The sequence below is a fragment of the Paenibacillus pedocola genome (genome assembly GCF_031599675.1).
Classification (GTDB): domain Bacteria; phylum Bacillota; class Bacilli; order Paenibacillales; family Paenibacillaceae; genus Paenibacillus_AQ; species Paenibacillus_AQ pedocola.
Genome location: NZ_CP134223.1, coordinates 2,230,125 through 2,254,273, shown reverse-complemented (window position 1 = coordinate 2,254,273; position 24,149 = coordinate 2,230,125). Strand labels below are relative to the sequence as shown.

Below are 24,149 nucleotides of genomic sequence, written 5' to 3'. Positions count from 1 at the left end.
GAGATTAGTAGTTTCTAAAATAAACTTGCTTAATAAAAGTAATGTGCTATAATAAAATCCATAAAGGTTAACGCGATCTAAATTACAATTACCTAGGAGGAAATTCAAATGACAACTTTAAACATCGGAATTATTTTGGGAAGCACACGTCAAGGCCGCGTAAGTCCACAGGTCGGTGAATGGGTTAAAGGGATTGCAGATGCCCGCGGGGATGCCAACTATGAAATCGTAGATATTGCTGACTTCAAATTGCCGCTGCTCGGTGAAAGCGACGATTATGCACCTGCTCAGGCCTGGGCAGCTAAGCTTGCGACATTGGACGGATTTGTATTTATCGCCCAGGAATATAACCACAGTGTAACAGGAGCACTCAAGAACGCCCTTGATTCCGCCCGTGAAGAATGGAATAACAAAGCCGCCGGTATCGTCAGCTATGGTTCCGCAGGCGGTGCGCGTGCAGCTGAGCATCTGCGGGGAATCCTGGGTGAATTGCAGGTGGCTGATGTCCGGGTACACCCTCTGTTATCGCTGTTCACCGATTTTGAGAACGGCAGTGTCTTCAAACCGGCTGACCTGCATACGGCCAATGTAAATGCAATGCTTGATCAGGTACTGGCTTGGAGCGGGGCCCTCAAGACACTCCGCCAGTAATTTCATACCTTTCCGTATCCCGTTTACGGGAACAGCCGCCTCCAACTGGAGGCGGCTGTTTGTTATTATATGCTTTTGACCATTAACACATGAGGAATTCCATCCTCCATAAACACCGGAGAGCCTGTCTCATAGCCCAACTTCTGATAAAAGCCCTCCGCCTGCTTCTGGCCATGCAGCTTCATTCGCGTAAGCCCTTGTTCAGCCGCCATTTGCTCAAGTGTAGCAATGATCAACGACCCGAGCCCGGATTTACGATAAGGTGCAAGCAGACAGATCCGCTCGAGTTTCGCCCATCCGTCCACAACTCTCAGCCGCGCCGTGCCGACAGGAGCATCCTCCTCATGATAAATCAATATATGCTCTGAGTTCTGTTCATACTGGTCAAATTCATCTTCCAGCGGCACACCCTGCTCCTCTACAAATACTTCCCGCCTAATCCGAAAAGCTTCCTCAAGCTGATTACCGGTTGTAACCCGTTCTGCCCGCATGCCAATCCTCCCTTTCCTTGCTATGATTGTCTAATCCCTGCCCAGAATATATTCCAGATATCCTTCAGGCGCCGTTCGAATTCTTCCTCTTCATAAAAAAACATCTGCATCGCGATCCCGTCCAGCAAGCAATAATAAGCCGAGAGCAGACTATCAGCCTGCTGGCGCCTAATCTCGCCTTTCATCATTCCTTCTTCAAAAATCGACCGGTAAAACACCGCTGACCGCTGCTCCATCATACTAATCTGCTCCAGAAGAACTTCTTTGAAGAACGGAGGCGGAAATTGCACAGCCCGTTTGTAAAAAGCGGTCAATGCCGGATGACCTGCCCTGTACTGATAGTTCTTATATACAATTTCCCTCAGCCTGGTCTCCACCGGTGCATCCGCGAGGTCCTGATACAGCTGCTCCAGGAATCCGATATAATGCTTGGCCATTCCGTGAAAAACAGCCATAAATAAATCCTCTTTCTTCGGAAAATAGGTGGCAATGGACTGTTTTTTGATTCCTACAGCCTGAGCAATCCCCGCAAGCGAGGCACCCTCAAACCCGTTTTCTGCAAAATGCACTAAGGCTGCCTGCTCAATCGCGTGTGCAGTCACTTTTTGACACCTCCCTGACGATCGTCAGGCAATTATGACATGATTTAGCGGGTGTTGTCAATTTAGGCACCGCCTGCCGGTCAAGCTGAGGGTAAATCCCGAAACCTGCAGGTAACAATATCGTATTAAAGGGTAATTATAGATTAAAGCCATGCTAATTCGGCTTAAACCACCCAAGAGGAGGAAACATGATGCTTAAAAAAATTCTCGGCAAAGTGCTGCACTCCATGGAGCACTCCAAATCAGGAGGACACCGCAGATATTCAAGCAGTCACAAAGGGAGGCCTGTATACAGCAGACATTCCAGCAGCAGCCACGGATATAAGAGACACTCGTCTTCGGACTCACGCCATGGAGGAACCGGACATAAATACTATAAGAACCGCTACGGCAGCTCAAGCTGACCCCGGTTTAACCATTCTGTATAAAACATAAGGCACCTCTACCCTGTGGGTTGAAGGTGCCTTTTTTTTGGGGGCAAGGTATTACTGCAGACTCTTATAGAATTGTTCGGCCTCGCGGACAAAAGAAGCTGTATCCTCATAAGCTTCCTGCTCTCCATGCAACCGGGTTAGGATATGCAGCATTTCAGGTGACAAATCCAGCTCTTCCCGCCAGCTCCGTTCCGCTCCTCCAGGTTCAGGCTGGTAAGCGGAATACAGCATAAACAGCATTAATTGTCCAACATAATACAAATCTGAGGCGATAACCGGGGGCATTCGTTCCGGCATCTCTTCCGACTTCGGCTGGTACTCTTCGTTTGCGCTTTCAACTTCACCGATCGGCCGTGCCAGTCCGAAATCAATTAAGTACAGCTCCTTATCCCGGAGGATTACATTTGGAATCCGCAGATCAAGGTGTACAAAGCCGCACGAATGAACATAGGATACCAGCTCCATCAGTTTCAGCGTTGTAGCCAGGCACTCCCGCTCCCCGTATACCATATGCTCAGTAAAAATTTTATCTTCGAGCGTTTTCCCTTCAATATAATCGCTTACTAGCCAGTTCAAGCCCTTGTACTCGAAGTAATCACGGCACACTGGAATATTGGGATGATTCAGTGCCCGCAGAATAGTGCTCTCTTTGCCCAGTAAAGCCCGCCCTGCCGCTTTCTTACTCGGTCTGGACTGTTTGACTGCCACAAGAGTTTCCTCCTTAGCGTCGAAGCACCGGTAGGTAAGCCCGTAACTCCCTTCACCCAGCAGGGACTCAATCTGGTACCGCTTACCGATCCATGCCCCTTCCCTGAGCGGATAATCCTGCCAGGCCCGCACGAAGCCGCGCCACCGTTCAAACATCATAGCCTTCTCCATCCTCCGTCCTCTGTGCTGATAAAATGCCAGTATCGCTATTATCTCATAGATGGTGTTTTTCAGCAGCAGAGAGAGGGCAACCGGCTTATTTCCGCACAACAACTGGTAAGCCTTCAAAGGAACCAAACCAAAAAAAACCGCGAATAAAACCACGGTTTTTGTGTGTGAAGCTTCCTCCTGTAACGGCACGGGAGGTTATACTCAGAACACCCGCTTCTTCCCTTGTTCCTCGATCAGAATCTGCACCGACTCCTTAAAGCGGATCGCATGAATAATCTCCCGCTCCCGCAGGAACTTCAGGCTGTCCTGCAGATCCACATCATCGGTCATGTCGATCAGCCACTGGTATGTAGCCCGGGCTTTTTCTTCAGCCGCAATATCTTCATAGAGATCGGCGATCGGATCACCCTTGGCCTGGATGTAAGATGCGGTCCAGGGAACGCCTGCCGAGTTCTGATAGAACAGTGCATGGTCCCGCTGTGCATAATTCGGACCGAGACCAGCAGCCTCCAGCTCCTGGACGGAGGCATCTTTCGTCAGCTTATAGATCATGGTGGCAATCATTTCAAGGTGGGCAAATTCCTCAGTCGAAATATCTGTCAGTACGCCGATTACTTTATCAGGAATCGCATATCTCTGGTTCATATAGCGCAGCGCCGCCGCCAGTTCCCCGTCTGCACCGCCGTACTGCTCTGACAGATAGCGCGCCATTCTCACATCGCATTTGCCCACCCGTACCGGATACTGCAGCTTTTTCTCATATATCCACATTCTGAATTCATCCCTCCTAACGGTTATTTACACCTGCCAAGGCCAAGGAGTTTGGTTCCATTCCCACGGGCATTTGGAATACGCGCGTCCAAAGTTCTGCAAAGGGCCATACAGCTCCTGAAACTGGTTAGCCAGCCGGGTGCGCTCCTGGGTCAGCTGGTTAAACTGTTCAATCGCCTTCAAATCCTCCGGATGGGTGTCCAGATACAGATTGAGCTCGACCAGTGCAAAATCCAGCACCTGCAGCTGCTCCAGCATTTCATAGTAACGGGGTTCGCAAGCTTTTGCCTCTTCCATGACCTACACCCTTCCTTTTCCGGCTTTGGATTCATACGGGCTGAACAGTGCAGGCCATAAAGTCCCTGCCTTGAGCGCCTCAGATAGCGGAAACTGCGGCAGTCCCGGAGGCTGAAAATTAATAAATTGGTTGGGCGGCACAACATACGTCTTAAACGGCACCGGCGGGCAAGGATCAAACGGCCCCCTATACGTTGCCCATACACGCTCCTGGGAGTTCAATAGGTACACCCTCCTCAATGAAATTTACTTATTATGGACGTTTATCACTTCGTAACTAATTTATGACGCTCCCTGAAGGAAACAGAACGGCTATGCAAAAAAAAAACCGCACCGCTGTATCAGGCAGGCAGCCATATACAGCAGTGCGGTTTATTATATTGTCCGGTGTCCATTCAATAGGCGCTTACTCCTGATCCTCATCACTATCAGAGCCGGGTTCCTCAGATTCCGGGGCCTTCTCGCGGTGGATGTTGATTCTGGTGATCCGCAGCCGGGTCGATTCTTCCACCTCAAAGGTAACATCGCCGACAACGACTTTTTTACCCTTGGACGGATTGCCCTCCAGCTCCTTAAACAGCCAGCCGCCGATAGAATCCACCTCATCGTCTTCGATAATAACGCCAGTCAGATCGTTGACATCTTCGATCAGCATGCGGCCTTCGACAGAGATATATTCGCCGTTGCGCTCAACGCTTGGACGCTCATCCTCGAACTCATCATGCAGATCACCTACAATTTCTTCGAGGATTTCTTCAGCGGTCAACAATCCGGCGGTACCGCCGTATTCATCGACTACCAGTGTCAGCTGAGCCTTGTTCTTCTGCATCAGGCGCAGCGTATGGCTGATCTCCATCGATTCGGGCACATTCAGTATCGGACGGACGAGCGATGCCAGGTCATTCTGCTGCTCCGGCGGCGCAAACAGCAGATCGGTGATATGGATGAACCCGATAATCCGGTCCTTATCCTCGTTGGCAACCGGATAACGGGAATGTTTTGTTTCGGTAATAATCCGCATATTTTCTTCCAGCGAAAGATTGCTGTACAACACATCCATATCGGTACGCGGCAGCATAACCTCCCGGGCCAGCAAATCTGAGAACTCAAAAATATTGTCCATAAGCTTCATCTCATCTTTGTCGATGACACCACTTTTGGCGCTTTGATTCATCAGAATGCGGATTTCCTCTTCCGAGTGTGCCGCTTCGGCTTCACTTGCAGGTTCTACCCCTACCAGCCTCAGAAGGGCATTAGCCGAAGCGTTCAGCACCCAAATAAACGGCAGGAACAAGTTATAGAAGAACATCAGCGGTGCTGACAGCAGCAGCGCGGAGCCTTCAGTTTTTTGAATTGCCAGGGATTTCGGTGCAAGTTCACCCAGCACAATATGTAAGAAGGTAATGATAGAAAAGCCCACAATAACTGATACGGTGGAAATCAGAGTATGATCGGTAACCCCCAGCTGGTACATAAGCGGTTCTACAAGCAGTTCTGAAATCGCCGGCTCCCCGACCCAGCCGAGTCCAAGCGAAGCAAGTGTAATTCCGAACTGGGTGGCGGACAGATAGGCATCCAGCTTCTTGTTGACCTTCAAAGCGTATCCGGCCATCTTGTTGCCTTCACTGACCAGCTGGGTCAGACGGGACTGTCTCACTTTGACCAGCGAAAACTCTGCTGCGACAAATATACCGTTCAATAATACCAGCACCAGAACCAGCAAAAGATTAAGCAGCAATCTTCCTATGTCAAATTCCGTATGCACTATAACAACGCCTCATTTCTACAGAGTGATCGCTTTTCTTGATTTGAAATCTACCTTTGGATAATACATATCGGCCACCAGAAGATTAGGTCCGCAGCAGCTGGCTGCCTCACAGAAGCAGTTCACCTTCTGATTAAGCGGATGGCTCTCCTGCCACTCGGCGAAGATGTCATCCAGCTTGCTTACACCAATGTTGCCAAAGGCTGAAATATCGGCAAAATCCGTTACAAACACATCGCCGGTAAACATATTGACGTTCACCCGGTTTCGTCCGTCCGGATCATTGCGCAGCGTCACATTCTTCTCCTTACGTAGTCTGCGCAGCAGCTTCTGATCTTCTTCAAGTGCGCTGCAGGCGAAAAATGGAAGTGTGCCAAACAGCATCCACATCTCCGGATCGCGGGCGTCCAGCAAGGAATGAATGGCATCGCTCATCTCCTTCAGGGACAGCACGGGAAGCGAGGAAGCGAAGCTGGAGGCATACATCGGATGCACTTCATGCCGCCTGGCCCCCATATCGCCGATCAGCTTATGGATTTGCGGAAGCTTGGCGTGTGTACGGTAGTTAATCATCGACTCCGCTGAGATCAGCATACCATCTTCACTAAGCCGGCGTGAATTCTCCAGCATCGTGTCGTAGAGCCGGTAAGCCGCTTCCTTGGCGACCGGATGGCCGCTGTTCGCAAAGCCGACCTCATGGAAATCATCGCCGTTCACATAATTGAATGAGATATGCATTACATCCAGGTAAGGAAGCAGCTTCTCATACCGGGCATAAGGCATGGTCAGATTGGAGTTGATCTGCGAACGGATCCCCCGCTCACGGGCATATTTCAGCAGCGGTACGATCATATTATCCACCGTCGAAGCTCTGAACATCGGCTCTCCGCCGGTAATGCTGATCGTCTGAAGATGCTCCACTTCATCCAGGCGGTCCAGCATATTCTTCAGCGGCAGCATCTCCCCTTCTTTCATCGTTAGGCTGTCGCCAACCGCACAATGCTCACAGCGCATATTGCATAAATTGGTAACCGTCATCTCCACACTGGTCAGTACATGCCGTCCATGCTTGCGGAGTGAAGTAATCGGATCCCATGGATCGAAGCTTGGCGACAGCTCCCTTATTGTTCTTGATGATGGCTCTAATATACTCATTATTCTTGCTCCTTTAATGCGTATTCCTTATTATTAACCCAAAATAAATTAAAAAGAACGGTAACTTACCCTCTATCATACCATGACCGGCAAAAAAACTGCATTTTCTAAAGCTGTAGGCTGTAAAGCGGTACGAGTGCCGCATCTAAACTAAAAACAGCGGGATGAAAAGCAAGCATCCGCTGCCCGGCGGTCGCTCGTTTTCTCTCCTCGCTGCTAAGAGGCAGGGAGTGTCATGTAAAGTCCCTGCCGCAACAATTCAATTAGGTAGACTTCACTGCCTCATCATTATCTGAAACATCCGCAATGACTACGGAGAGCGCGGAACCCAGGTCAAGCTCGTAGGGGGTTACAGGCTCATCCTCAGGGCCTGTAAATACACGTACCACCGGCCTGTGCGGCGTACTGGGATCAATCTTCACAACAACACCGCTCTCGCCAGTGCTGAGCTTCACCGTAAGACCAAGCGGATAGATTGCAACACGGTCTCTGAAGAGCTCAAGCTGTTTCTGCTCATACAACGTCCCCGAGCCTACATACAGTGCTTCAACGGCCTGATGGGGCAGCATCGCTTTTTTATAGATCCGGTTCGAGGTCATTGCATCATAGGAGTCGGCTACCCCCAGCCATTTTGCATATTCATGAATTTGCGGACCCGTCAGCCCGCGCGGATAACCGGACCCGTCAATGCGTTCATGATGCTGCAATGCGCAGTGAGCCGCCAGAAGAGGTATATTGGGCTCATCCTTAAGAATCCGGTACCCGATCTCCGTATGGGCCTGCATATGGCGAAACTCCTCATCGCTCAGCATACCGGGCTTTTGGACAATTTTGACCGGAATCTGGGTTTTACCGATATCATGCAGCAGGGATCCCAGACCGATCACACGCAGCTCCTCTTTGCTGTATCCGTGGGCAATTCCCAGCACAAGTGTATAGAGGCAGACATTCAGTGAGTGCACATACAGATAATTGTCAGCTGTGTGCATATCCGCCAGCATGATCATCGGATCATCCTGTGACGACATATCATCCAGGATAGAATCCATAACACTCGAGAATTTTTTATCCAGATGATAGAAGCCTTTAGTAATGCCTGAAGCGCCGGACATCTGCTGAAACTGGTTCCTGATTACTTTGAGCGCCTGGTTGCGCGTTTCATCATGCAGCATTGTAGTAATAACAACATCGTCTGTGTTGGCATCCTCTATGTAAATGTAGCCGATATCGATTTTAGACAGCCGCTTAATTAACGCATCCGTTAGTTCAATCCCGTCAGCGAGCAGAACCAGTCCTTCATCATTATATATTTTTTTCCCCAGCTTCATCCCCGCCTGAAGCCGATTCACGGATACTAAACGCACCTTGGCTCACTCCTGCCTTTAACGGTAAATTACTATTCTGTTGCAATGCCTTTAGTTACACGCTGTGTCTATACCGTTACCTTGAGCGAACCGGCATGAACATCAGTCCAGAATCCAATCTGTTCCTTTGTTCTTCCGGTAGCCAAGTCCTTGATCTAACGCATAATGAACAGCCAGAACACAGCTGCCAGAATAAAGCGGTAGATTGCAAAATGGGTCGGTCTGATCTTTTGAATCAGTTTCATAAACAGAATGACCACTACATAAGCAACCACAAATGAAATCACGAAACCGATGGCAAAGTCCATAATAGTATCGCTGGTAAAATATTTGTATGAGTCCAGTAGTTCATAACCGGATGCCGCGCACATAATCGGAATAGCGATCAGAAAGGAGAAATCGGCTGATGCCTTGTAGCTGACTCCGCTCAGCATACCGCCTGAAATCGTTGAACCGGAACGGGAAAAGCCGGGCCAGAGTACAGATATTATCTGATATAACCCAATTGCAAGCGCCTGGCCATACGATAAATCATCAAGCTCATGCGCCGTGACCCGCGATTTAGACCGGTTCCACCATTCTGCGACAATCATCAGAACCCCCCCGGCAACAAGCGCCCAGAGCACAGTAGAAGCTCCGAAGAGGCCTTTGATAAAGTCCCGGGCAAAAAAGGCTACAGCCAATGCCGGAGCAATTCCGAGGATCACGTGGATCAGATTAAGCCGGGAGGCCGGCATCACACCGCCTCTGCCCCTGTCTCTGCGTCCGATGCCAAGCAAATCAAGAATTCGTTTGCGGTACACTAACGCAATTGCCAGAATCGCGCCGAGCTGAATCACAATTTCATAAGTCTTCATGATGGGCTCCTGCTCATCGTAGCCAAGCAGCTTCGTGGTCAAAATCATGTGGCCTGTGGAAGAAACCGGGATAAACTCGGTAATCCCTTCTACGATAGCCAGAATTATTGCTGTAATTGTATCCATAACTTCCTCCTGATCTTAGAAAAATGAAAACCTCTCCAGTTTCTGCTTTAGTCTAAACTTATGTAGTTGAGGCTTTTTATATGGATGTGTTCTTCCAGCGGACATTTGCACTTTCTTCGAGACTTCCCGGGCGCTGCAATTCCATCCGCAGCAGATCGCGCAGGAAGTGGGGCACCAGATACACCGGATCACGCCCGTTCGCAAGGCTCTCATACCCTATGCGGAAGGTGAACATGTCCAGGGTTCCAACGTTATATTCCCGGCTGTCCTCCAGCGGCTCCCCGTCGACAAAAACTGCAATACTGTTATCATAAGGCATTACTGCAGGATCGTACAAGATTTTTAATCCGTCGACAGCCAGACTGCCGAGCACCTTCCCCCGGAATCCATACCCGAAGATCGCCTTATTACAGAATTCCTCCGTTAGGCTCTGCATGAGAGCGGTCCTGATATCTTTTCCCATTAGCTTAATGGTACAGGGATTAATCGGTGACGGACAAAGTGCATGCAGCAGGCCTGCTGTAATATTGCCTTGTGGCAGCGCCCCCAGCAGCTGACCTGTATTGACCAGAGACAGCGGACTGCCTGTAAACCGTCTCACTGCCTGGGCCAGCAGATTGCCGAAAGGAGATTCTCCCAGCAGATTCAGCGGAAGCTCATGATCCGTGATCGCTACGGTTTCTTCCAGTGCCTCACGCCCGTGAAGCAGATGCAGTGCTGCTGCAGGCGCGATTAAAGTCTCCGTATGCTGCGGGTCAAGCTCAATGCACTCACCGCTTACCAGCTTGAACGCCTCCCCCGGTTCCGTCCGTTCAAACTGCAGCCGTCCCACATAACGGCCGAACTTCCCGGCGCCGCACACAGCCGTCCCGTTAATCAGCATCGGCTGCTCCAGCAGGTGATGCGTATGTCCGCCGAGAATGGCATGGACGCCTTCCAGCCTCTCTGCCAGCAGCTTATCTGCCGGTAAGCCGAGGTGGGAGAGGATAATGACAAGATCGACCTGCGGGGCGAGCAGGCGGCACTGCTCCCGAAGAGCATCCTCCGGATCCGAGACATCCCAGCCCAGCAGTGAATAGAAGGATGTAAAAGCAGCAGTGGCTCCGGTAATGCCGATCTTCACACCATTCTTTTCGACAATAGCCTGCTGCTTCATCCAGTGCGGAGGCTGCCCTGTGGAGGCATCCAGGAAATTGCAGCATACCACCGGGCACTGCAGCCCGGAGAATATAGCGGACAGTGTCTCCGGAGAAAAGGTCAGCCCTTCATTATTACCGATGGTAACAGCGTCGTACCCGGTTAAATTGAGTATATCAATGTTCGCCTGGCCCATCGTACCTTCCGTTTCCACAGCAGCCCGGTCCATATGATCCCCGATATCCACGAGAAGCACGGGTTCCTCACCGGCTGCAGCTTTCTGGCCGGCAATTTCAGCAGCAATGGAACTCATCATCTCAAAATGGCTATGTATATCATTTGTGTGAAGTATGGTCAGTTTTTGCGGCACGGACTCCATGAGCTATAGTTCCCTTCCACCTGTAAAGCCGTTCTGACAGAAGCGGCAGGCATGTAATCTTATAAAGCCTAGCATAACATTTTCAGGGGCAATATGGTATATTGTAATCATTATTAGAACCCCGAGGTGATATCAACCATGCAATTAACCATCCGTCTATTCGCCGGCCTGGCCGAAATGATCGGCACTTCTTCCCTGGATTTTCACGCCCATGAAACCCCGCTGACCGCAGGAAAGCTCAAGGAGCTGCTTGCTGCCTGCTATCCTGATGCTGCACCGCAAATCAATGTTTCGCTGGTAGCCATCGACCGCGAGTATGCACCGGACAACACTGTAATCTCAGCAGAATCCGAGATTGCACTGATTCCTCCTGTTTCCGGAGGTGAACCCGCTGAATCAAGCGGTGAAACAGCTGACGGCCTTTATCTGATTACGGACCAGCCTTTGAATGCAGAAATGATGTTAGACAAAGTGCTGGACAGCAATCACGGGGCTTCACTTATTTTCGTGGGAACAACTCGTGAAATGACTGGAGAAGAACGGACAACAGCACTTCATTATGAGGCATACATCCCGATGGCGCTTGGCAAACTTCAGGAAATCGGCAGCGATGTACAGGAGCGCTGGAATGCAAGATGCGCGATTGCACATCGGATTGGACTTGTAGGACTTAAGGAGGCCAGTGTGATCATTGCAGTATCCGCCCCGCACCGTGACACCTGCTATGAAGCCAGCCGTTATGCGATTGAGAAACTAAAAGCCTCGGTTCCTGTCTGGAAAAAAGATATCAGTGAAACCGGCGAAAAATGGTTGGGTTCTGACCCCAAAGCTAAGGATTATAAGCCTGTATAATCATTACTTCATAACCATTGAATAATTCAGACTTTGTTGCTATGCTGGAAAAAAATCACTTAAGTAAGGTAAGGTGGCATAGTCATTGAGAGTACACGTCATGGATCTAAAAGCAGGTGATTTCCTGAGGATGGATACCTTTAGTTCTACAGGGCTACATGTATTGCCTAAAGGGTCACGTCTTCAATCAGAGGAAATTGCCAAGCTAATACAGCATGGAGTAGATTATGTCGACATCGAAGATGTACGGGAAGCAGAAGCTGCACCAACAAGCAGGTCCTCTATCATCCAGGCTGTCGCCGCCAATTTTGACAACAGTATCGAAGGTTTCGAATCCGTATATATGGAAGCGTTGACTAAAGGAAGCTTTAACCAGACTGTAGTAGATGATATTCTTCAGCCTACCCTGCTCACGCTGGACAAGCATAAAGATGTAGTATCACTGCTGCTTCTGCTGGACCGTGATGACAATTACACCTATAACCATTCCCTGCAGGTAGGCATGCTTTCTTATTATATATCATCATGGCTTGGATATTCCAAGAGAGAGTGCTATGAAATAGGACGTGCCGGATATCTGATCGATATCGGGAAATGCCGGATTAATCCTACTATACTTAATAAGCCGGGCAAACTCACACCGGAAGAATATGAAGAAGTGAAATTACATACGATTTACGGTCACGAAATTATTAATAATTCCATGAATGATCCTTACACGGCTCTGGTTGCCCTGCAGCATCATGAACGTGAAGACGGCAGCGGATATCCGCATAATCTGACTAAATCCGATATTCATCCGTATGCCCAAATTGCTGCCGTTGCCGACATATACAGCGCAATGACCTCTCACCGTGTCTATCAATCGAAGCAGGAACTCATATCTGTCATGCGGGAAATTAATTCCCTTAGCTTCGGCAAGCTGAACGGCAGACCTGTACAAGCTTTTATCCAGCACCTGATGCCCAACTTCATCGGCAAAAAAGTGCTGCTCAGTACCGGTGACATGGGTGTTATTGTCATGAACAATCCGCTGGATGTTTTCCGTCCGCTGGTGCAAAGCGAAGGCAAATTCCTCGATCTGTCCCGTGAACGCCAAATTGCCGTGGTTGAGATTTATATGGAATAATATAAAGCAGTTCCTTTAAAATAAGTCATTTATAAGCGGCCTTAGTCCTGAATTCAAAGGGACTGAGGCCGTTTAGTTTTTTGCCTGTAATCTTTTAAAATGCAGCGTTTGAATGCCGAAATCTCTGGCGAGGCTGATAAGGGAATCATTCATCACACAAAGAGGGGGCAGAGCGATGCTACCGGTTCATCAGCGCTTGGCAGAGCTATATACGATAAGCCGCAGACGTCCGCTGTCAGCAGCCGAACTTACAGAGCAGCAGCATTGCCTGCATGCTAACGCGGTTTACTGCTGGGAAATGGGGCGGCTGAACAACGAAGCACTGCTGGCTGCCCAGACGGAGGATACCGAGTGGCAGCAGGTGATCAGTGCGCAGCTGTTTGAAGTGAGAATGAACGGCAAAGCCGGTAAAGGACACAAATAGCGTACAGCTGAATTCCCACATTGAAAAGCAGCAGCTTATTCCCTGGCTCCAGGGGAACGGCTGCTGCTTTGGCTCTTACAAGAAGCGGAACTGCGCCTCTATCAGTCCGTTGTAAATCCCGTCACGCGCGGTAAGCTCGGCGTGATTACCTTCTTCCTTGATTTCCCCATGATCCAGCACAACAATTTTGTCGGCATGGCGGATGGTCGATAGCCTGTGGGCTACAATGAAGGAGGTCCGACCCTGCAAAAGGATTTTTAGCGCCTCCTGGATCTTGATCTCTGTCTCTGTATCAATACTTGCCGTTGCTTCATCCAGGATCAGAATCCGCGGATCGGCCAAGAGCGCCCGGGCAAAGGAAAGCAGCTGGCGTTGTCCCATAGATAAGGCGCTTCCCCGTTCCTCTACCTCGGTTTCGTAGCCGCCGGGCAGCTTCATGATAAAGTCATGCGCATCGACTGCTTTGGCGACCTCTTCGACTTCCGCATCTGTTGCGTCCAGCCGGCCAAAGCGGATATTATCACGGATCGTTCCTGAGAAAATAAATGTATCCTGGAGCACGATACCAATCTGCTCACGCAGACTTTGCAGCGTGACATCACGGACATCTCTGCCGTCAATCGTAAGACTGCCGCTCTTAATATCGTAGAAGCGCCCGATGAGGTTAATGATTGTACTTTTACCCGAGCCGGTATGTCCTACTAGGGCAATCGACTGGCCAGCCTTAACGTCAAGGGAGATGCCTTTTAGTGCGGCCCGGCCTTTTTCATATTCAAACACGACTTTGTTGAAGTTAATGTCGCCCTGAATCTTCGGCAATGGCTTCGCATCCGGCTTGTCCTGAACCGCTGGCTGCTCATCAAGGTACTCAAATATCCGCTCTGAGGAAGCCATTGCTACAAGCAGCTGGTTATACATCTGGCCCAGCCGGTTGATCGGGTCCCAGAAATTGCTCACATACGTACTGAACGCAACCAGGAACCCGACAGTAAGTTCTCCGGACTGAATGAGATAGGCACCATACCAGAACAGGATCATCGTACCGAACCCGCCTGTGACCTCAATAATCGGGCCAAACGCCTGGTTCATCGCTGAGGCCTTGTTCCAGGATTTGCGGCTGTCCATATTCATGGCGTCAAAATACTGCATGTTTTCCCGCTCCTGCGTATATGCCTGTGTAACTCTGATGCCCTGAATCGATTCGTTCAGATGAGAGTTGATCCGCGAGTTCTTCATCCGCACATCCTGCCAGGCAATCCGGATCTTCTGCCGGAGCTTCGTGGAGACAAAGAACATAACCGGCACTGTAATCATTACAGCCAGCCCCAGCTTCCAGTTGATCAGCAGAAGAATTACCATGATGCCGACAAGCTGGACGCAGTCAATCATCAGATTGACGACCCCGTTCGTAAACAGATCCTGCAGGGAGTTGATGTCATTCGTCACCCGCACCAGCACTGATCCAGCCGGCCGTTTATCAAAAAAGTTAAACGAGAGCTTCTGGATATGCCGGAAGAGATCGGAGCGCAAATCGTAAATCACCCGTTGTCCAATTACATTCGTATACTTAATCCGGTAAACCCCGGCGATCCACTGGATCAAGTACAGCACAATGACGCTTGCCGTCAGTGTATACAGAAGGGTAAGGCTGGGATTTCCGTCCTTCGGAGCGATTGCCTTATCAATGGCCATACTCGTTAGAAAAGGAACCGTCAGCTTCGTCACGGTGCCCAGAATCATCAGTACGGCGACAAGGGGAAGCATCTGCTTCGCATAAGGCTTCATGTACCCGAACAGCCGGGTGAACTGTTTCCAGTCAAACGACTTATCAATCTGATCATCATCTTTGTACACAAAACGTTCTCCAAGCGTCTGCTCAGCATTCTTATTTCCCTTTGCGGCGGCAGCTATTGCCTGTTTGGCTTCAAGCTTTTCAAGCTCCATGCTGGGTCCCCTCCCCTCTTTCGGCGGTTCTGGCCAGATAATCGGCATATTGAATCCGGTAGACATCCTGATAAGGGCCGGGAATTTCGATCAGCTCGGAATGCGTCCCCTTCTGAACCATCCGGCCTTGATCCATTACAATAATCTGGTCGGCATGGCGCAGCGAGGAAATCCGGTGGGCAATTATCAGCGTTGTACGCCCGCGCATAACCTCCTGGAAGCCGGCCTGAATCTCATGCTCTGTTTCCATATCAACGGCACTCGTCGCATCATCCAGAATAAGAATCCGCGGATTCTTAAGCAGTGCTCTGGCGATAGCAATCCGCTGCTTCTGGCCTCCTGAGAGCCCCATCCCCCGTTCACCGACTACCGTATCGTACCCGTCCGGCATCTCCATAATGAAATCATGAGCTTTAGCAAGCTCAGCGGCGCGGATAATTTCTTCCATGCTCACATTTTTGAGGCCATAGGAAATATTATTGCGGATTGACGAGGAGAACAGGAATGTCTCCTGGAACACCGTGGAGATCTGTGAACGAAGACTGCGCACGTTGTACTCCCGGATATCTACACCATCCAGGGTTATACTTCCTTCATTCACATCATAAGCACGCATCATCAGCTGGATAATCGTCGATTTGCCGGAGCCGGTTCCCCCGAGGAAACCGATCACCGCACCGGGTTTCGCTTCAAAATGAATATCCTTGACCGCAGGCATCTTGTTGCCATACGCGAAGGTTACATGATCGAATACGACTTCTCCCTTGACCTCCGAGGATTCGAGCGTCCGGGCATTCTCTTTATCCTGCACATCAATCCGCTGGTTAAGCACTTCAAGAACCCGTTCTCCCGAGGCTTTGGATTGCGTATAGTTATTGATATGGAAGCCAAGCCCCCAGACCGGTCCAATGATGTACCAGATCAGACTGAAGAAGGCTACCAGCTCCCCCAGCGACATATGATTGTTGATGACTAGTGTCCCGCCGACTCCGAGCAAAATGGCGATACTGACCGAGGCCAGCAGCTCCATAACCGGGAAAAACTTGCTCCACAGCCCGGCGGCAAAAATCTGGTTATCCTTATAACGTTCATTACGGTGCGAGAATTTTTCAACTTCATAAGCCTCTCTGGCAAATGATTTGACGGTCCTTACACCGGTAATATTCTCCTGAACAGCCGTGGTCAAAGAGCTTAGGGCGAGCCGCATCTCCTGAAAGGCCGGGTGAATCTTCGATTCGAATCTGAGTGCTACCGCAGCCAGAAACGGCATAGTGATCAGAGTGACAAGCGTGAGCTGCCAATTGATCGTGAACATCATAATCGAGCCGAACAGCACCATGAAAAATACGTTCAGCAATTGGGCGAAGCCGAAGCCGATAAAGTTACGGATCGCTTCCAGATCCCCGGTCAGCCGGGACATAAGGTCACCTGTCTTAGCAGTATCATAATAACGGAAAGACAGGAATTGCAGCTTCTCATAGCAGGCATTACGCAGCCTGTAAGCCAGAAAATTACCAAGCCGGCCTCCAAAAAAACCGTGTGCAAACTGCAGGCAGGCTTTCACGATTACTACAGCGACTACAGTGAGGGCCAATACGGGTACCTCAGTAAACTTTAGGGGAACTATTACATCGTCGATCAACCTTCTTAACAAATTGGGGGTTATAAGCCCCACTGCAGTTGCGGCAGCCAAGCATAGAATCGAAAGAATTAAATAGTGCAGCTTCTCCCGATAAAAGCCCCGCAGTTGCCTGAGAACATCCATATCTCTCCTCCTTAAAGCTTTACGAAGTAAAGCTTGCTTCGTAAGCATAAACTTGGCTTTACGAAGTAAAGCTTGCTTCGTAAGCATAAACTTGGCTTTACGACTTGTTCCTGCGAAGCGGCGCCTGCTCCGTAAGATACATTTGGCTTGCGATGTAAATCTCACATCGCAAGCCATGTTTTTTAGCGCTTCCAATTTAGGGACTTTAAGCAGTTTATCACCCATGTTTTAATGCGGCAAAGGGGAGAAATGGCCGTTTTCCGTCTTTTTTCCGATTAAATGAGGCTTAACCTGCTGCAAAATGACGGCCGTATCTTTAATTGCTCCCATTTCCTCTCAAATACTGTTCAATTAAGTAAAGACAAGATTCAACACGATTTTACCGTCTGCAACCCACAGTTAAACAGGATTATATGTATAATAATTCCATTACTGAAGCTAACTCCAAGAATATTCTTATCCCTCAATGGTTGCACCCCGTTATTTCCTCGGCAATATTCGTTTGGATCCGAGTAGAATGGCTTCAGCAACGTCAGTTAACGTCGTGGATACCACAGGTTTGGCTAACTGCCCGTTTGCATCCTGGGGGCCAGGCGAGGGCAAAACCTTAAAAGGCTTAAAGTTTGGAGTGTAAGCTTCCAGGTGGTTATCCAATAACAACAACATAAAAAAACGAGCCTTTTCAGCCCGTTCTTCACCCTTCCTATGCTCCACTGAGAATTTAATGGATGATTTCGCGCTTATTCACCTTCACGCCCGATAAAGACTGGTCAAACATATCGAGAATAAAGAGGAACCGTTCAGCTTCACGAAATACGTGATCAGCCAACAAAGGATGAATAATACTTTTTATCCGGCATTCCTCGATTAAGTCTCGTGCAGTTTTCTTGAAGTCACGCAATGATTTTACAGAGACCCGGTTCTCATCAACAAATTGACTTAGAAGCGGGACGGTTTGAGATTGTGGACGCATATGACTTAAATCAACCGCCTGAAACACCAGTGTATCAAAATCATTACTAAATTCCCGTGCCTGTTCAACCAATTTCCGTTCTGACGGATCAAGCAAATGACCAATAAATTTCGCATGATCGGCCATGATCTTTAAGAAAAATACGTTTTCGTCGATAATAGCATCGGGCAATGGCTCGAGTTTTCCTGCATTGAGTTCTTCCAAACGGTTTCTGAAATAATTAGCTTCCCGGCTTACATGATCTACCAATAAGGGGAAGTTTGTTTGACCGGGAAGTTTACACTGCAATATTAGACCCAGCACCATTCTCTTAAACGCCCAGATATTAGTCGCCGCCACCCGAACTTCTGTATTAAAAGCTTGAATTGTAAAAGGGTCTGCATCGCTTTGAAATTCGTGAGCTCTTCGCTCAATATCCTCAAAAATAGCATAGAACTGGTTTGCCTCTTTTTTTAATTGCGTATCCTCAGCTCTGAACCCTAACCCAAGAAAAAGCGAATGCTCCTTCATGATCCTGGACCAAAACCGTATTTCATCTAACGACCGGGTAACAAAAGCATCCAATCTTATCCCTCCCTCGTAGAAAAAACCAACTACTTTTAGGCATATGGGAGTTCTTTGTCGATTAGAACACTGGCTGATTTCAATTTATATGCGAAATGGGGCCTGGAAAAGCTCTGCTTTTCCAGCATATCTGACGTCCATCAAATGCCTGCGCAAATAAAAAATACGTATCCGTTTGTCTTAGACATAAGAGTCTCAAGACACTAACGGATACGTATTTGCAAGATTCCTCAGAAAAGGTTAACCGATACTGCCTTCCATCTCGAACTTGATGAGACGGTTCATTTCCACCGCATATTCCATCGGCAGCTCTTTGGTGAACGGTTCGATGAAGCCCATAACGATCATTTGAGTGGCTTCAGCTTCTGTAAGGCCGCGGCTCATCAGGTAGAAGAGCTGTTCCTCGGAAACCTTCGACACCGTAGCCTCATGCTCAAGCACAATGTTGTCGTTCATGATTTCGTTGTACGGAATGGTATCCGAAGTGGACTGGTTATCCAGAATGAGCGTATCGCACTTAATGTTCGATTTCGCACCTTCCGCCTGACGGCCGAAGGAGGCCAGACCGCGGTAAGTTACCTTGCCGCCGTGTTTACTGATCGATTTGGATACGATGGTTGATGTTGTGTCCGGTGCCAGGTGAATCATCTTGGCGCCTGCATCCTGGTGCTGGCCTTTGCCTGCAACCGCGATCGACAAGACCGAACCTTTGGCTCCGCGGCCTTTAAGGACAACCGCAGGATACTTCATGGTCAGCTTGGATCCGATGTTGCCGTCCACCCATTCCATGGTGGCATTCTCTTCGGCAACAGCGCGTTTGGTTACCAGGTTGTAGATGTTCGGAGCCCAGTTCTGTATGGTCGTATAACGAACACGTGCGTTCTTCATACAGAGAATTTCAACGACCGCGCTGTGCAGGGAGTTCGTGCTGTAGATTGGAGCCGTACAGCCCTCTACATAATGCACGAAGCTGTCTTCGTCTGCAAGAATCAGCGTACGCTCGAACTGTCCCATGTTCTCGGAGTTGATGCGGAAGTAGGCCTGCAGAGGCACTTCACATTTCACGCCTTTTGGAACATAGATGAAGCTTCCGCCTGACCATACGGCGCTGTTCAGTGCGGCAAATTTATTATCGGCCGGAGGAATAATCGTTCCGAAGAATTTCTTGAACAGTTCAGGATGCTCACGCAGTGCAGTGTCGGTATCCGTGAAGATTACTCCTTGATCCTCAAGGTTCTTCTGCATGCTGTGATATACAACCTCTGATTCATACTGAGCAGAGACACCCGCGAGGAACTTCTGCTCCGCTTCGGGAATTCCGAGCTTATCGAAGGTTTCCTTGATTTCGGAAGGAACTTCCTCCCAGGTCTTTCCTTGCTTCTCGGAAGGTCTTACATAGTATTGGATGTCTTCGAAATCGAGATCATTCAAGTCGCCGCCCCATTGAGGCATCGGCATCTTGCGGAACTGCTCCAAAGATTTCAGACGAAAATTCAGCATCCATTCCGGCTCATTTTTAATTGCGGAGATTTCCCGTACAATTTCTTCCGTGAGTCCTTTACCAGACTGAAATATCGACTTGTGCTCATCACGGAATCCGTACTGGTATTCCTCCATATCAGGCGCTTTCTTAGCCATGGTATCAGCCTCCTTATTTCTAATGGTGTTGGTGATCTTCTTCGACTTCTATGCCTTTGCGTAGCGCGTTCCATGCCAGGGTGGCACATTTGATCCGCGCCGGAAATTTATTAACACCGGAAAGGGCTTCTATATCTTCATAATCTCCGAAATCTGCTTCTTCACCCTTCATCAGAGAAGAGAAACGGTCGGCAAGTTCAAGCGCATGGTCTATAGTCTGCCCTTTGACCGCTTCGGTCATCATGGAAGCGGACGACATGCTGATGGAACAGCCTTCTCCGCTATAGCGGGCATCCTTGACGATACCGTCCTCCACTTTGAGCTGCAGCGTAATACGGTCGCCGCAGGTAGGGTTGTTCAGTTCGATTTTTAGTGCGTCATCCTCAAATGAACCGCGGTTCCGGGGATTTTTATAATGATCCATAATTACGCGTCTATACAAGTCATCCAAGTTCATAGGCGAAATACTCCTTTGCCTTGATTAAAGCTTGAACCAGTGCATCTACATCCTGTTCGGTATTGTAGAGGTAAAAGCTGGCCCGGGCGGTTGAGCTGACCTGAAGCCAGCGCATCAGCGGCTGGCAGCAGTGGTGTCCGGCACGGACAGCGATACCTTCGGCATCTAGTACCGTAGCCACATCATGCGGATGAACATCACCCAGGTTGAATGTCACTACACCCACTTGACGGTTCCGGGGACCATAGATCGTCAGATCGCTGATCTCCGATAGCCGCTGCTCCGCATATGCCGCAAGCTGCATTTCATGACGGTGAATGTTATCCAGGCCGATGTCCTGCAGGAAATCAATAGCTGCCCCGAGTCCGACAGCCCCGGCAATAATCGGTGTGCCGCCTTCAAACTTCCAAGGGAGCTCTTTCCAGGTAGATTCATACAGGCCGACATCATCGATCATTTCCCCGCCAAACTCCACCGGCTCCATCGCTTCAAGCAAAGCTTTTTTGCCGTACAAAGCACCAATACCGGTAGGAGCCAGCATCTTATGGCCGGAGAAAGCATAGAAGTCACAATCCAGCTCCTGCACATCCACCTTCATATGCGGAGTGCTCTGCGCCCCGTCAACAACGATTACCGCGCCATGGCGGTGGGCAATCGCGGCAAGCTCTTTTACCGGATTAGTAACTCCCATTACATTGGATACATAAGCGATCGCCACAATCTTGGTCTTATCCGTGATTGTGTTCTCGGCATCTTCCAGCGTAACGGTTCCGTCCTTCTGCAGCGGTATAAATTTCAGGGTTGCCCCTGTCTTCTTAGCCAGCTGCTGCCATGGAATAAAGTTGCTGTGATGCTCCATCTGGGTAATGACGATTTCGTCGCCTTCACCCACTGCGGCAGGGCCGTAGGAGGAAGCTACAATATTCAACGCCGTAGTAGTCCCGCGTGTGAAGATAATCTCTTTGGTACTGCGGGCATGAATGAACTTTGCCACCTTCTCGCGTGCACCTTCATAAGCATCTGTCGCCCGGCTGCCTAGTGTATGGACACCGCGATGGACGTTGGCATTATCCCATTCATAATAGGATTTCACCGCCTCGATGACCTGGAGCGGCTTCTGTGAAGTAGCTGCACTGTCCAGATAAACGAGCGGATGTCCGTTGATATTCTGATTCAGAATGGGAAATTGTTCCCGGATATTGCTGCTGATCATTGGCCTAACTTCCTTTCCACAAGAGATTGGAGCTGATTGCGCAGTCCCTCCAGTGGAATTTGCGACACTACAGGTGCCAGGAAGCCGTATATGATCAGTGTTTCTGCGTCATGCCGTGAAATTCCGCGGGACATCAGGTAATACACCTGCTCGTAATTGACCTGTCCTACGGAAGCGGCATGGCCTGCTGTTACATCGTCTTCGTCTATAAGCAGGATCGGATTGGCGTCCCCGCGGGCTTTCGGGCTCAGCATCAGTACTTTTTCCGTCTGCTGTCCATCGGCTCTCGTTGCGCCTTTCTCAATCTTCGTAATTCCGTTAATGATCGAAGTGGCGGCATCCCGCATTACTGCACGGGTGATCATGTCACTAGGTGTATTTTTGCCAAAATGCTGGGCTTGTGTTGTATAGTTCAGTTTCTGTGAGCCCGAACCGACAGCAATAACCTTGGCATCAGAGCTTGAACCGTTGCCTTTGAGCACTGACTTGGTATCACTTGCTGTATCGCCATAGTTCATCTCGCCGACAATCCATTCAATGGTACCGTCATTCTCTACAACCGCACGGCGGTAAGTGACATCCGTTGTGTCTACGCCCAGCTGATGCACTGTAGCGTAACGGACTTTGGCGCCCGCACCCACGAAAACTTCAACGGCTCCGTTGTGCAGACCTGCTTCAGCTTTGTCCGACACATAGTTGTCTACATAAGTTACAGAACTGTTGGTGTCGGCAACTACGAGAATATGCGGAACAAAAGCAGCTTCTGCATCATCAGTGAGCAATACAGCCTGCATCGGAGTTTCAATTACAACATTCTTAGGAACATAGAGGAAGACTCCTCCGTTCCAAAGTGCCGCATGCAGCGCCGCAATCGAATGCTCATTAGGCAATACAGCCTTATGCAGATAACGCTGCACAAGATCGCCATGTTCTTTGACCGCTGTCTGCAAATCGGTAAAGATCACTCCCTGAGCAGCAAGCTCAGGTGCCAGACGGGTATAGATAACACCTGAATTCTGCTGAATAATCAGGCTGCCTTCTTCCTGGTCCTTGATTAGGGCCGTAATGGAAGCAGGAGCTTCGCTAAGCAGTGCCAGCGGCTTGCTTGCTTTGTAGCTCCCGTAATTATTCACATTCCAGCGGTCAATCCGTGTCTTCTCCAGCTTCGGCAATTCCAGCTCAGCTGCCAGCTCCAGCGCCTGCAGGCGGCTGTCCTTCAGCCAGCCCGGCTCGCCGCTGCTCTGCGATAATTCGCTAAGCCGCTGGGCATCCACCGGAAGAATGGTTTGCGTCGTCATAAGTGGTTTCCTCCTTCCTGGCGTCTTATTTATGCTTCCTGTCCTACAGTTTCATCTTCAATGCCAAGCTCTTCCTTAACCCACTCGTAACCTTCGGCTTCCAGTCGTTCAGCCAGTTCCGGTCCGCCGGATTTCACAATACGTCCCTGCATCATGACATGTACGAAATCGGGTTTGATATAGTTCAGCAGACGCTGATAGTGGGTAATAACCAGGAAGCCGCGTTCCGGGCTTCTCATGGAGTTCACGCCTTCGGCAACGATTTTGAGCGCATCGATATCAAGGCCGGAGTCAATTTCGTCAAGGATGACGATTTTAGGGTCCAGCATCATCATTTGGAGAATTTCATTACGTTTCTTCTCACCGCCGGAGAAACCTTCATTCAGATAGCGGTGCAGGAATTCAGGATTCATTTCCAGTTCTTTCATTTTTGCTTCCATCTGACGGATGAAGCGGATCAGGGAAATTTCACTGCCCTCTTCGCGGCGGGAATTAATTGCACTGCGCAGGAAGTCAGAGTTAGTTACCCCGGAGATTTCGCTTGGATACTGCATCGCCAGGAACAGACCGGCACGCGCACGTTCATCCACCGCCATCTCCAGCAGGTCTTCTCCTTCAAGGACAGCCGTACCAGCTGTAACCTCATACTTCGGATGACCCATCAATGCCGAAGCCAGTGTACTTTTACCGGTACCGTTCGGTCCCATGATGGCATGGATTTCTCCACCCTTCATCTGAAGATTGATCCCTTTCAGAATCTCTTTTCCTTCAATCGTCGCTTTCAGTCCCTCAATGACAAAATCTGCTGCCATAATTAATATTCCCTCCACTCATCAATTTGCGAAATCAGAAAGTTGTATTGTCACAGGATGTCCCTGATTGCCAGCACAATTAGATTTTATATCACATTGTAATAATTATAAACAGAATCCGAGTGATTATCAATGATTCTCACTAATTTTATTACAAAGCATTTGTTTTTAC

General features: G+C 49.3%; 24 protein-coding genes. 5 read left to right on the top strand and 19 right to left on the bottom strand.

The genetic code is table 11. The features are described 5' to 3' along the window. Positions 1 to 108 precede the first annotated feature (108 nt). Positions 109 to 651 carry an NADPH-dependent FMN reductase gene (locus QU597_RS09545; RefSeq protein ID WP_310832427.1) on the top strand — a complete coding sequence of 181 codons (543 nt, stop codon included), beginning with the start codon at positions 109 to 111 and terminating at the stop codon, positions 649 to 651. 65 nt (positions 652 to 716) lie between these two features. Here QU597_RS09545 and QU597_RS09540 read toward each other — a convergent pair whose 3' ends face one another. Continuing rightward, positions 717 to 1,142, bottom strand: coding sequence for a GNAT family N-acetyltransferase (locus QU597_RS09540; RefSeq protein ID WP_310832426.1), 426 nt, complete (start codon positions 1,140 to 1,142; stop codon positions 717 to 719). 20 nt (positions 1,143 to 1,162) lie between these two features. Next, positions 1,163 to 1,744, bottom strand: coding sequence for a TetR/AcrR family transcriptional regulator (locus tag QU597_RS09535; protein WP_310832425.1), 582 nt, complete (start codon positions 1,742 to 1,744; stop codon positions 1,163 to 1,165). 188 nt (positions 1,745 to 1,932) lie between these two features. Here QU597_RS09535 and QU597_RS09530 point away from each other — a divergent pair, with 188 nt between their 5' ends. Beyond that, positions 1,933 to 2,148: a hypothetical protein gene (locus tag QU597_RS09530; protein ID WP_232381078.1), complete on the top strand. Its 216-nt coding sequence runs from the start codon at positions 1,933 to 1,935 to the stop codon at positions 2,146 to 2,148. A gap of 81 nt (positions 2,149 to 2,229) precedes the next feature. On the opposite strand, the gene QU597_RS09525 is transcribed toward QU597_RS09530, so the two are convergent. The 9 genes from QU597_RS09525 to QU597_RS09485 form a co-directional block, all read right to left on the bottom strand. Continuing rightward, entirely contained in the window at positions 2,230 to 3,045 is an 816-nt protein-coding gene (locus QU597_RS09525; RefSeq protein ID WP_310832424.1) for a serine/threonine protein kinase, read from the bottom strand. 213 nt (positions 3,046 to 3,258) lie between these two features. Next, positions 3,259 to 3,828: a manganese catalase family protein gene (locus QU597_RS09520; protein WP_310832423.1), complete on the bottom strand. Its 570-nt coding sequence runs from the start codon at positions 3,826 to 3,828 to the stop codon at positions 3,259 to 3,261. A gap of 27 nt (positions 3,829 to 3,855) precedes the next feature. Then, positions 3,856 to 4,125 (bottom strand): spore coat protein CotJB, encoded by a 270-nt coding sequence (locus QU597_RS09515; RefSeq protein ID WP_310832422.1) that lies wholly within the window; start codon positions 4,123 to 4,125, stop codon positions 3,856 to 3,858. 3 nt (positions 4,126 to 4,128) lie between these two features. Then, positions 4,129 to 4,347 carry a spore coat associated protein CotJA gene (locus QU597_RS09510; RefSeq protein WP_054939773.1) on the bottom strand — a complete coding sequence of 73 codons (219 nt, stop codon included), beginning with the start codon at positions 4,345 to 4,347 and terminating at the stop codon, positions 4,129 to 4,131. A gap of 184 nt (positions 4,348 to 4,531) precedes the next feature. Beyond that, the gene (locus QU597_RS09505; protein WP_310832421.1) at positions 4,532 to 5,890 is read right to left on the bottom strand and encodes a hemolysin family protein; all 1,359 of its coding nucleotides are present in this window, start codon (positions 5,888 to 5,890) and stop codon (positions 4,532 to 4,534) included. Positions 5,891 to 5,908: 18 nt separating this feature from the next. Next, positions 5,909 to 7,045 carry a radical SAM/CxCxxxxC motif protein YfkAB gene (yfkAB, locus tag QU597_RS09500; RefSeq protein ID WP_310832420.1) on the bottom strand — a complete coding sequence of 379 codons (1,137 nt, stop codon included), beginning with the start codon at positions 7,043 to 7,045 and terminating at the stop codon, positions 5,909 to 5,911. 263 nt (positions 7,046 to 7,308) lie between these two features. Continuing rightward, entirely contained in the window at positions 7,309 to 8,409 is a 1,101-nt protein-coding gene (locus QU597_RS09495; protein ID WP_310832419.1) for an HD-GYP domain-containing protein, read from the bottom strand. A gap of 155 nt (positions 8,410 to 8,564) precedes the next feature. Then, positions 8,565 to 9,392: an undecaprenyl-diphosphate phosphatase gene (locus tag QU597_RS09490; protein WP_310832418.1), complete on the bottom strand. Its 828-nt coding sequence runs from the start codon at positions 9,390 to 9,392 to the stop codon at positions 8,565 to 8,567. 76 nt (positions 9,393 to 9,468) lie between these two features. Continuing rightward, positions 9,469 to 10,908 carry a bifunctional metallophosphatase/5'-nucleotidase gene (locus QU597_RS09485; RefSeq protein ID WP_310832417.1) on the bottom strand — a complete coding sequence of 480 codons (1,440 nt, stop codon included), beginning with the start codon at positions 10,906 to 10,908 and terminating at the stop codon, positions 9,469 to 9,471. A gap of 138 nt (positions 10,909 to 11,046) precedes the next feature. Between QU597_RS09485 and QU597_RS09480 the strand changes: the two genes are divergently transcribed. The 3 genes from QU597_RS09480 to QU597_RS09470 all read left to right on the top strand — a co-directional run bounded on the left by QU597_RS09480 (position 11,047) and on the right by QU597_RS09470 (position 13,313). Further along, positions 11,047 to 11,760: a molybdenum cofactor biosynthesis protein gene (locus tag QU597_RS09480; protein WP_310832416.1), complete on the top strand. Its 714-nt coding sequence runs from the start codon at positions 11,047 to 11,049 to the stop codon at positions 11,758 to 11,760. Positions 11,761 to 11,845: 85 nt separating this feature from the next. After that, on the top strand, positions 11,846 to 12,889 hold the full coding sequence (locus QU597_RS09475; protein ID WP_310832415.1) for an HD-GYP domain-containing protein: 1,044 nt from the start codon (positions 11,846 to 11,848) through the stop codon (positions 12,887 to 12,889). Between the two features lie 175 nt (positions 12,890 to 13,064). After that, entirely contained in the window at positions 13,065 to 13,313 is a 249-nt protein-coding gene (locus tag QU597_RS09470) for a DUF7667 family protein (RefSeq protein WP_310832414.1), read from the top strand. Positions 13,314 to 13,388: 75 nt separating this feature from the next. On the opposite strand, the gene QU597_RS09465 is transcribed toward QU597_RS09470, so the two are convergent. The 8 genes from QU597_RS09465 to sufC all read right to left on the bottom strand — a co-directional run bounded on the left by QU597_RS09465 (position 13,389) and on the right by sufC (position 23,977). After that, positions 13,389 to 15,257, bottom strand: coding sequence for an ABC transporter ATP-binding protein (locus tag QU597_RS09465; protein ID WP_310832413.1), 1,869 nt, complete (start codon positions 15,255 to 15,257; stop codon positions 13,389 to 13,391). Next, entirely contained in the window at positions 15,247 to 17,022 is a 1,776-nt protein-coding gene (locus tag QU597_RS09460) for an ABC transporter ATP-binding protein (RefSeq protein ID WP_310832412.1), read from the bottom strand. Before QU597_RS09460 ends, QU597_RS09465 begins: the two co-directional genes overlap by 11 nt. A gap of 721 nt (positions 17,023 to 17,743) precedes the next feature. Then, the gene (locus QU597_RS09455; protein WP_310832411.1) at positions 17,744 to 18,559 is read right to left on the bottom strand and encodes a DUF2935 domain-containing protein; all 816 of its coding nucleotides are present in this window, start codon (positions 18,557 to 18,559) and stop codon (positions 17,744 to 17,746) included. A gap of 240 nt (positions 18,560 to 18,799) precedes the next feature. After that, positions 18,800 to 20,197 (bottom strand): Fe-S cluster assembly protein SufB, encoded by a 1,398-nt coding sequence (gene sufB / locus QU597_RS09450; RefSeq protein ID WP_236333605.1) that lies wholly within the window; start codon positions 20,195 to 20,197, stop codon positions 18,800 to 18,802. Positions 20,198 to 20,216: 19 nt separating this feature from the next. After that, on the bottom strand, positions 20,217 to 20,654 hold the full coding sequence (gene sufU, locus QU597_RS09445; protein ID WP_310832410.1) for a Fe-S cluster assembly sulfur transfer protein SufU: 438 nt from the start codon (positions 20,652 to 20,654) through the stop codon (positions 20,217 to 20,219). Continuing rightward, on the bottom strand, positions 20,641 to 21,867 hold the full coding sequence (locus QU597_RS09440) for a cysteine desulfurase (RefSeq protein WP_310832409.1): 1,227 nt from the start codon (positions 21,865 to 21,867) through the stop codon (positions 20,641 to 20,643). The genes sufU and QU597_RS09440 overlap by 14 nt, the downstream gene beginning before the upstream one ends. Then, on the bottom strand, positions 21,864 to 23,165 hold the full coding sequence (gene sufD, locus QU597_RS09435) for a Fe-S cluster assembly protein SufD (RefSeq protein WP_310832408.1): 1,302 nt from the start codon (positions 23,163 to 23,165) through the stop codon (positions 21,864 to 21,866). Before sufD ends, QU597_RS09440 begins: the two co-directional genes overlap by 4 nt. Before the next feature lie 29 nt (positions 23,166 to 23,194). Then, the gene (gene sufC, locus QU597_RS09430) at positions 23,195 to 23,977 is read right to left on the bottom strand and encodes a Fe-S cluster assembly ATPase SufC (protein ID WP_054939760.1); all 783 of its coding nucleotides are present in this window, start codon (positions 23,975 to 23,977) and stop codon (positions 23,195 to 23,197) included. Positions 23,978 to 24,149 lie beyond the last annotated feature (172 nt).